This window comes from Kitasatospora nipponensis, assembly GCF_039528135.1.
Lineage (GTDB): Bacteria > Actinomycetota > Actinomycetes > Streptomycetales > Streptomycetaceae > Kitasatospora > Kitasatospora nipponensis.
This window is the reverse complement of the sequence record NZ_BAAALF010000028.1, coordinates 33978-42954: the sequence shown is the minus strand read 5'-3', so window position 1 is coordinate 42954 and position 8977 is coordinate 33978. Positions and strand designations below refer to the sequence as shown.

The 8977-nt window shown below is 73.4% G+C and carries 10 protein-coding genes; 5 read left to right on the top strand and 5 right to left on the bottom strand.

The window, feature by feature from the left end; all coding sequences use genetic code 11:
- Window positions 1-205: 205 nt before the first annotated feature.
- Complete coding sequence (locus tag ABD323_RS11120; RefSeq protein WP_344441156.1) at window positions 206-994, bottom strand: YqjF family protein; 789 nt, start codon at window positions 992-994, stop codon at window positions 206-208.
- Window positions 995-1081: 87 nt separating this feature from the next.
- On the bottom strand, window positions 1082-1276 hold the full coding sequence (locus ABD323_RS45975) for an SDR family oxidoreductase (protein WP_425555954.1): 195 nt from the start codon (window positions 1274-1276) through the stop codon (window positions 1082-1084).
- Here ABD323_RS45975 and ABD323_RS11110 point away from each other — a divergent pair.
- Window positions 1267-1992, top strand: a complete 726-nt coding sequence (locus ABD323_RS11110; RefSeq protein ID WP_425555950.1) for a histone deacetylase — start codon at window positions 1267-1269, stop codon at window positions 1990-1992. The genes ABD323_RS45975 and ABD323_RS11110 overlap by 10 nt on opposite strands.
- Window positions 1993-2007: 15 nt before the next feature.
- On the opposite strand, the gene ABD323_RS11105 is transcribed toward ABD323_RS11110, so the two are convergent.
- Window positions 2008-2607: a TetR/AcrR family transcriptional regulator gene (locus ABD323_RS11105; RefSeq protein ID WP_344441155.1), complete on the bottom strand. Its 600-nt coding sequence runs from the start codon at window positions 2605-2607 to the stop codon at window positions 2008-2010.
- Between the two features lie 114 nt (window positions 2608-2721).
- Between ABD323_RS11105 and ABD323_RS11100 the strand changes: the two genes are divergently transcribed.
- Both ABD323_RS11100 and ABD323_RS11095 read left to right on the top strand, forming a co-directional pair.
- Window positions 2722-3633: an oxidoreductase gene (locus ABD323_RS11100; RefSeq protein WP_344441154.1), complete on the top strand. Its 912-nt coding sequence runs from the start codon at window positions 2722-2724 to the stop codon at window positions 3631-3633.
- A gap of 172 nt (window positions 3634-3805) precedes the next feature.
- Window positions 3806-4576: a pirin family protein gene (locus ABD323_RS11095; RefSeq protein ID WP_344441153.1), complete on the top strand. Its 771-nt coding sequence runs from the start codon at window positions 3806-3808 to the stop codon at window positions 4574-4576.
- 66 nt (window positions 4577-4642) lie between these two features.
- Here ABD323_RS11095 and ABD323_RS11090 read toward each other — a convergent pair whose 3' ends face one another.
- Window positions 4643-5695: an LLM class flavin-dependent oxidoreductase gene (locus tag ABD323_RS11090; protein WP_344441152.1), complete on the bottom strand. Its 1053-nt coding sequence runs from the start codon at window positions 5693-5695 to the stop codon at window positions 4643-4645.
- Between the two features lie 237 nt (window positions 5696-5932).
- Window positions 5933-6610 (bottom strand): macro domain-containing protein, encoded by a 678-nt coding sequence (locus ABD323_RS11085; RefSeq protein ID WP_344441151.1) that lies wholly within the window; start codon window positions 6608-6610, stop codon window positions 5933-5935.
- Window positions 6611-6865: 255 nt separating this feature from the next.
- Here ABD323_RS11085 and ABD323_RS11080 point away from each other — a divergent pair, with 255 nt between their 5' ends.
- A complete protein-coding gene (locus ABD323_RS11080) occupies window positions 6866-8518 on the top strand; it encodes an ADP-ribosyltransferase domain-containing protein (protein WP_344441150.1) in 1653 nt (550 codons plus the stop codon).
- A gap of 263 nt (window positions 8519-8781) precedes the next feature.
- Complete coding sequence (locus ABD323_RS11075; protein WP_344441149.1) at window positions 8782-8964, top strand: hypothetical protein; 183 nt, start codon at window positions 8782-8784, stop codon at window positions 8962-8964.
- The last annotated feature ends 13 nt before the right edge of the window (window positions 8965-8977 follow it).

The window sequence follows — 8977 nt, the reverse complement described above, 5'->3', positions numbered from 1 at the left end:
CCCCCCCCGCCTGCCCCTCGCTTCCCCCCCCCCCCCCCCCCCCCCGCCCCCCCCCCCCGCCCCGCCCGCCGCCGGCACCGTGCCGGCGGCCCTGCCGGACCGCGCCGGCGAGCCCGTACCGGCGGCCTGACCCGAGCCTGACCCGAGCCTGAATCCACGCGCGAGCCGTGGTCGGTGCGGCCCGGCCGCCGTGCCGCGGACCCCCTCAGGGTGTCGGGATGCCGGCCGGGCGCAGCGGCCAGCCGAAGCGCACCGGCACGCCCGGCGAGTACAGCACGCTGACCGCCGCGAGCGGCTTCGGCAGCCCGGCGGCGGCCACCAGGTCCTCGCTGCACCCGGTCAGCTCGGCGCGGTGCAGCGGCCAGCGCGGATGGGTGTTCGGCAGGTACATCTGCCGGCCGAAGAAGTCGCTGTGCATCCCCCAGCGGGCCGTCAGGAAGTGCTCCAACTCGGTCGGCTCCCGCACCGGTTCACCGATCCGGACGGATATCCGGCTGTGCGCGCCGCGCGGCCCCGGCCAGCGCCGGGCGCTGGTGTAGGTGACGGTGTCGCCGCGCTTCTCGATGGCCATCCGGGCCCAGACGTACGGCAGCCGGAAGCCCAGCCGGGCGGTCGCCACCGGGACCAGGCGGGACGCCTCCAGCGAGCGGAACACCACGCCGCGCCGGCCCTGTTCGTCCACCGAGTAGAGCCGCACGTTGGTCTCCGGGAACGTCCCGAGGTACGGCACCCCGGGCAGCCGGAACCACCCCACCCGGTGCATCCGGAACGCCACCAGACCCACGTACGTCACCGGGCCCAGCACGTCCGGACGCGTGTGGGGCGGCAGCAACGGCGCCACCTGCGCCGGGTCGAGGGCCCAGTGCAGGAAGGTGAGGTCGAGCCAGGACTGGGTGAGCAGCGAACCGGGCACGGCCCGCACCGGCTCGGCCGTGACGGGCTCCGGCGCGGCGGGCTCCGGCGGTCCGGCGGGCGTGGGGGCGGTCAGGGCCATGCGCCGAGCACAGGAGCTGCCCGGTGCGGTGGGCAGGGGGCGGACCCGGTCTGGACACCGGAAGCCGGGCGCCGGGCGTTCGTCGCATCAGGTGGTGGACCCGCCGTCCAAGACGAGCCTGGTGCCCGTGACGTAGCGCCCGCCCGGACCGGCCAGGTGGGCGACCGCGGCGGCGACGTCCTCGGCCTCGCCGTACCGTCCCAGCGCGGTGAGCGAGCGCCGGACCCGGACCTCCCGCGTCCGCCGTCCCTCGACGGGTAGCTTCGTGGACCGTGGAGGAATCCAGACGATCCGTCATCGGTGGTGCCCGCAACGCTCCTGCCGCCCGGCTCTCCGGCGCCCGGCCGGTACGGCCCGCGACCGGTGCCCCCGGACCGCGGGAGCCGGTGTGGTACGCGGCCTACGGCTCGAACATGCACGCCGACCGGCTGGCGTGCTACCTCGCCGGCGGCCGGCCGGCCGGCGGGGCCCGCAGCTACCCGGGCTGCCGCGACCGCCGACCACCCCGGCGGACGGTGCCGGCGCTGCTGCCCGGCCTGCTGTACTTCGCCGGGGAGTCGCTCGTGTGGGGCGGCGGCACGGGCTGCTACGACCCCGCCCAGGACGGCGAGCTGCCTGCCCGGGCCTACCTCGTCACGGTGCGTCAGTTCTCCGACATCGCCGCCCAGGAGATGCACCGGCAACCCGGGGTGGACCTCGACCTGACCCGCGCGCTGGCCACCGGCCGCGACCGGCTCGGCCCCGGCCGGTACGAGACGCTGCTCTGCCCCGGGGTGATCGACGACATCCCGGTCCTCACCTTCACCGCCCCCTGGGCCCTGGCCGACGCCGACCTCAACGCCCCCTCGGCCGGGTACCTCCGCACCATCGCCACCGGCCTCGCCGAGGCCCACGGCTGGCCCCCGGAGCGGTGCGCGGACTACCTCGCCGGCCGGCCCGGTGCCGCCGGGCAATGGACCACCCGGGCCGTCCTGGCCGCCCTGCGGCCCGAAGCGTGAGCCGGGCGCCCGGCGCTACGGACGGTCCGGTGCGCAGCCGCGCAGCATGTACGTGATGACGTCGTCGAGGCCGGTGGCGACCGCCTCGGGCGGGAGCATGCCGCCCACCGCGAGGCTGGCGTAGCCGTGCAGGGTGGCGAAGACCGGGGTGCCGATCAGCTCCAGCGGGCCCTCGCGCACCTCACCGCGGCGCTGCCCCTCGGCGATCAGCCCGATGGCCAGCTCCGCCCAGCGCTGGCCCGCGGCGATCAACGCCTCGGAGGCCGCCGGGTCGTGCTTGACGGCGTACATGAGGTCGAGCAGCACGACGTTGGCCGTGGCGAAGCCGACGTAACCGCGGGCGAGCGCGCCGAGTTGCTCGGCGAAGGAATCGCCGGCCGCCCCGCAGGCCGCGGTCAGGCCGGCACCGAGGCGGTCGAAACCGGCCAGGGCCAGCGCGTCCAGCAACGCCTGCTTGTCCTTGAAGTGCCGGCTGGGCGCGGCATGGCTGACCCCGAGGTCGCGGGCCAGCTCGCGCAGCGAGAGGGCGCCCGGCCCCTTCTCGCGGAGCGTCTCCTCGGCGCGCACGAGCAGCGCGGCCCGGAGGTCTCCATGGTGGTAGGGGCGACTCTGCATGTCCCCACCCTAGGGCCACGACGGTCGCCTCCGATCCCTCGCGGCCGCACCAGTGTTTTCGTTGCCCACATTGTTGTCATTGACATCATTGTTGACGATGCCTACATTGGGGGCATGACGAAGACGCCGAAGTGGAACGCATCCGACATCCCCGACCAGAGCGGCCGCACGGCCGTGGTCACCGGGGCCAACAGCGGCCTGGGCATCGCCACCGTCACCGCTCTCGCCCGGGCCGGCGCGCACGTGGTGCTCGCGGTCCGCGACGTCGGGCGCGGCGAGGCCGCGGCCCGGTCCGTGGGCAGCGTCAGGGGCGGGCTCGAGGTGCGCCGCCTCGACCTGGCCGACCTCGCCTCCGTACGCGAGTTCGCCGCCTCCTGGCAAGGCGACCTCGATCTGCTCGTGAACAACGCCGGCGTGATGAACGTCCCGCAGTCCCGCACCAAGGACGGCTTCGAGACCCAGTTCGGCACCAACCACCTCGGCCACTTCGCGCTGACGACCCTGCTGCTGCCGCACGTCACCGACCGGGTGGTCACGGTCTCCTCGGGCGCCCACCGGCTGCCCGGCAACCGGATCCACTTCGACAACCTGGACCTGACCGGCGAGTACACCCCGGTCCGCGCGTACGCCCAGTCCAAGCTGGCCAACCTGCTCTTCACGCTGGAACTCCAGCGCCGGCTCACCGCGGCCGGCTCGTCCGTCCGCGCCCTGGCCGCGCACCCCGGCTACGCCGCGACCAACCTCCAGGGCCGCGACAGCAGCGCGGTGCGGCGCGCGCTGATGCTGGTCACCAACCCGCTGATCGCGCAGGACAGCGCGGCCGGCGCGCTGCCCACCCTGTACGCCGCCACCCAGGACCTGCCCGGCGCCGCCTACCTGGGCCCTGACGGGCTCGGCGAGATGCGCGGCGCCCCGACCCTGGTCGGGCGGACGCCCGCGGCCAGCGACCCGGTGGCCGCCGAGCGGCTGTGGGCGGCCTCTGAGCGGCTGACCGGCGTCACCTTCCCGCTGGCGCTGAACGTCTGAGCACGGCGCGACCCCTGCACGGCCGTGCGCCCACGCGGGCGTGACCGGCGCCTACGGCCCTTCGCGGGGCGACCCGCAGGACGGCCCCTCATGGCGGGAATAGTTGAAGAATCAACTAGGTTCTTCCGTGCAGAGTCGGCAACCCGGCGGGAACGCCCGAAAGGACCACGCGATGAACACGACCGTGCAGCAGCCCCGGATCGACGTCCGCCGCTCCGGCGAGCGGTCCGGTACGAAGATCGACTGGCTGGACTCCAAGCACTCCTTCTCCTTCGGCGGACACTACGACCCCGACAACACCCACCACGGGCTGCTGCTGGTCAACAACGACGACATCGTCCGGCCGGGCAGCGGCTTCGAGACCCACCCGCACCGCGACATGGAGATCGTCACCTGGGTCCTGCAGGGCTCCCTGGTCCACCAGGACTCCACCGGCCACTCCGGCGTGATCTACCCCGGACTCGCCCAGCGGATGAGCGCGGGCTCCGGCATCCTGCACTCGGAGAAGAACGACTCCTGGCGCCTGAGCGGTGCGGAGGCGCACACCGACCCCGTCCACTTCGTGCAGATGTGGGTCCTGCCGGACGAGGGCGGCATCACGCCGGGGTACGAGCAGTTGGAGATCGACGACGCGCTGCTGTCCGGCGGCCTGATCCCGGTGGCCTCCGGGATGGACCGGCACGACGGTGAGTCCGCCATCCGGATCAGGAACCGCCACGCGGCGCTGCACGTGGCCCGTCTGCAGCCCGGCCAGAGCGTCGAACTGCCGCAGGCCCCCTTCCTGCACCTGTTCGTCCCGCGGGGCAGCGTGGCGCTGGAGGGCGTCGGGCCGCTGGAGGCCGGCGACGCGGTGCGGTTCACCGCGGTCGGCGGCCAGCGGGTCACTGCGGTCGAGCCCGCCGAGATCCTGGTGTGGGAGATGCACGCCACCATCGCCCGCTGACCGGGCGGGCCGGTCGGGCAGGCAGGCAGGCGGTGGCGCCGGTGGCCCGGCGGTGGCGTTCGCGGGTCAGGCCGCCGGCGACCAGCCGAGCGCGGGGCCGAGCCGGGTGGCGAGGTCGGTGAGGATCTGCACGTAGTCGGCGCGCTCGAAGGTGAAGGGCAGCGCGAAGGCGACCTCGTCGACCTCGCGGAAGGCCGCGTGGGAGTGGAGCCGTTCGGCGATCTCCGCGGAGCCGCCGACGAGGTCGGGGGCGAACATCAGGCGGGCCGGGCCCTGCGGCGCCGCGGTGCGCGGCAACCGCCGGCGGGCGTACTCCTGGTACCTGGCCCGCTGCTGCGGCGTGGCGCTGTCGGTGGGGATGACGACCAGGCCCTGGGAGACCCGGGCGCGCTCGCCCTCGGGGTGGTGGGCCCGGAACGTCCTGATGTGCGAGAGCTGGACCTCGGCGAAGTCCTCGGGCTCCTGGGACGTCCCCGGCTCCGGGGTCCCGGACCTCTCGGACTTCACCACGCTGCTGGTCAGCAGGTTCATCCCGTGCTCGCCGGCCCACCGCGCCGAGCGCAGGCTGCCGCCGCCGTACCAGAGCCGGCGCCCCAGCCCCGCGGCCTGCGGCTGGACGCGCCGTGAGAACACCTCGAAGCCCTCCGTCCCGTCGAAGTCGCTGGCCGGCCCGCCGCGGACGAAGTCCAGCAGTCGCCGGACCCGGTCGTAGCCGAAGTCCTCGATGTCGCCGGTGTCGGGGTAGAGCGCCTCCCTCACCCGGTCGTAGTGCATCGGCGGCCCCACGCTGACCCCCGGGTTGAGGCGGCCACCGGAGAGTATGTCGACCGTCGCCAGGTCCTCGGCCAACCGCAGCGGGTTCTCCCACCCCAGGGGTATGACCGCCGTGCCCAGGTCGATCCGGCTGGTGCGCTGCGAGGCCGCCGCCAGCACGGCCACCGGCGAGGAGATGCCGTACTGCAGATGACGATGACGCACCCACGCGCTGTCGAAGCCGAGTTGCTCCCCCAGCTCGATGAGTTCGAGCGTCGACTCGTGACCGCGCCGGGGGTCCTCCTCCTCGAACAACCCGATCGTCAGGAAGCCCAACTTCCGCAGTGGCTGCGAGGTCGGCGGCACAGGTTCCTCCATCGTCCGCGAAACGGCCCGGCGCATGCCGGGCAGACCCACGCCCGACAGGCCGCACCCGGCAGGCGCGACTGTAGCCGAGGCACCGGCCCAGGAGGTGGTGAAAGTCGGGCACCCCCTCGACCGAAGCGGCATCACCGCAGGTCAGCCCGTCGTCGGCGGAACGACCTGTAACGCTGCCGCAACAACGGCCCGCGGTGACACGGCCCTTGGGGCGGCGACACCCGGTCAGCGGCGCGATGTGACCCGCGCCGGCGGGGCTATCCGGACCGGCTTCGTGTCGGGCGCCCGCTCGATGTCGTCGAGCTGCGCGACGATCGTGCTGCGCAGGTCGTCGAAGTCCTCGAAGGAGTGGTCGTTGAACAGGGTGTGGCCCGTCCACATCAGGTTGGCGCACACCCGCGCCGGCACCCGACCGGTCCGGGCGCCCATGCCGACCAGCGCCACCGACGTGATGCTGCCCGGCGCCTCCTCGTTCTGCCGGTGGATCGCCTGGAAGGCGGCGGCGCACGCCAGCGCGACGTTCAGCGTCTGGCTCACGTTCTGCGCGGACTCCTCCATCGTCGGCGCCGAGATCAGGAACGCCGGATTGACCGCCCCGGACGGGACGCACACCGCGCTCCCCACCGGGAGCCGCCCGGCGAACCGGTCCCGGATCGCGCGCTGGACCCGCAGTTGGATGCCCGCGCCGAGGTGCCGCTTGATGACGGCGTCGACGCCGCCGTCCATCCGGCCGCGGGAGTTGCCGGGGCTGACCCAGGCGTCGACCTGCTCGTCGAGGATCGAGCCCTGGCGGATCTCCACCCCGGGGGTGTCGGCGAAGGCCGCCCGCCAGGCCTGCACCACCGTCGAGTTGAGGTCGGTCAGCACCACCCTGAGCGGCGACTGCGCACGGTTTTCGGTCATGGCCCACTCCGATCGAGAACGACTGTCCCTCGCTGTCGATCACGACGTTACCGCCGGGCACTGACAGGTCGGCCGCCGTCAGCGACCGCCCGGGAGAGGCCGGCTGACCAGTCGTCAGCGGGCTCGAAGCACCCCGGCCGGACGGGCCGGCGGTTGTCACACCCGGCCGGTAGGACTGTGCTCACCGTCGGCGTGTCGACCGCCCGCCGACGACGCCCGCCGTCAGCACGGTCCGATCCTGCGGAGACCTCCACCATGAGCGACGCCAGCACCCCCGCCACCCCCGCCACCCCCGCCACGCCCGCGACCGCCGCCACGCCCGACCCGAACGACCCGCTGGCCCTCGCGGAACTCTTCGCGGGTGGCGGCGAGCCCTGGCTCCCCCTGCTGCGGCCGGTCATCGAGGCCCGGCCCGAGGCGGCCGCGTTCATCGGCCCGGACCGCGGCCCCGGCGTCGTCCCCGTCCGCGAACTGACCTTCCAGGCGCTCAAGCCGCACGCACCGCACCGCTGGAAGGTCGTCGTCTTCGGCCAGAACCCGTACCCCCGGCCTGAGAGCGCCACCGGCATCGCGATGTTCGACAACACCTTCCACGACTGGAAGGACAGCCGGTTCGGCAGGGTCGTCAGCCTCCGCTGCCTGATCAAGGCGGCGGCGATCTGGAAGTACGGCATCCCCAGGAAGACCCCGATCGCCGACGTGCGGGCGCTGCTGAAGGAGCAGGACACCGTGCAGCCGCCGGAGTGGTTCCAGGCGATGCTCACCCAGGGCGTGCTGCTGCTGAACGCGGCCCTGACCGCCAGTGGCGACGGGGCGATCGGACCCGAGGGGCACACCGCGTTCTGGCGGCCGGTCGCCGAGCGGATCGTCGAGGAGATCCTGCGGGCCAAGCAGCACGCCGGGGAGGAGGACCGCGGGGTGGTCTTCGCCTGGTGGGGAGCGCACGCGCGCAGTCTGAAGCAGGTGGTCCTCCGGCTCCAGAAGAAGTACCCCGGGGTCGAGGTCCGGCACATCGACCACGCGAACCCCGCGGCGCAGGGCGACGTCTTCTGCGACGGCGACCACTTCGCGACGGTGAACGCGGCTCTCGCCTCGCTGGGCGCCGACGAGGTCGACTGGCTGCCGAGCCGGGGCTGGGAGACCCGCGCCAGCGGCGGCGGCGCGACGGACGGCGCCGTCGCCGAGCGGATGGGCGCGTTCATCACGTCCACCATGGAGCTGCACCAGCTCTACCTCGAACGACTCGCCGGTGTGAAGGACGAGGGGCTCGTCCTGCCGGCCGTCACCGGGGTACTCGACACTCCGCTGATGGACTTCCGCGACGCCGTGAGCCGTGTCGCCGCGCTGCTGTCCGGCCTGGACCGGCACGTCGGGCTGTCGCACGAGTTCGGCCGCCGGCGGGCGGACGAGGCGCAGGCCGGCCTGTCCGCCGACGCGATCGCCGCCCTGCACCTCTACACCTGCGAGTCCGCGTTCTACCGGGAGATCAACTCCGTCCTGCGCTCCCCGGACCGGACCAGGGTCGTGCCCTACCTCCCGTACCTGCGGCTGCTGTTCTCGGCGGTCTCGCAGCTGCCCGCCCGCACCGAGCCGCTCTGGCGCGGGGTGTCGCTGGACCTGCGCGCACAGTACCCGCTCGGACGGACCGTGACCTGGTGGGGCGTCTCCTCCTGCACGTCGAAGCCCGGCGTGGCGCGGGCGTTCCTCGGCAGTCGCGGCAGGCGCACGCTCTTCGAGGTGCGTCCGCTCCGGGCCACCGGCATCCAGGAGTTCTCGGCGTTCACCGGCGAGGAGGAGTTCATCCTGCTGCCGGGCACCCGGCTGGAGGTGACGGACGTGCGCAGCGAACGCGGCGGCCTGTGCACCGTGACCCTGACGGAACTGGCGGAGCAGGGTCTGGTGTCCTGAGCACCCGCCGCCGATGCTCGGTGGTGGGGCGTCCTCGGCGGTGCGGGCGTCCTCAGTGAGAACTTTTCCGACTTCCGACCCCCTCGACCCGCGTCCAAGCTCCGCCGCCGATCGTAGGGGGCTGCGAAACCGGACGATGCCGTCAGGCACAGACGAGTGACCCGACCCGGCCGGCCGGCCGGCCGACCGACCGACCGACCCCAGGCCACACCATCCCACCTGCGAATTCAAGATGAAGGGTTCTCAATGCCGGGCGGATGCGGATGGCCGCCGAGTACGGCCTGTTTGACGATGGACGCGAGTTCCTGATCGGCATCGACGACTCCGAAGACGTCTACGAACCGGAGCAAGCCTGGGTGCGGGTCTGGCCTTTGGGCGGGTGGGATTTCGTCGACAGCGAAGTCGAGCAGTTGCGGGGAGGCCGGCTTGTCGGTGCTCGGATCTAGTATGCGGGGCATG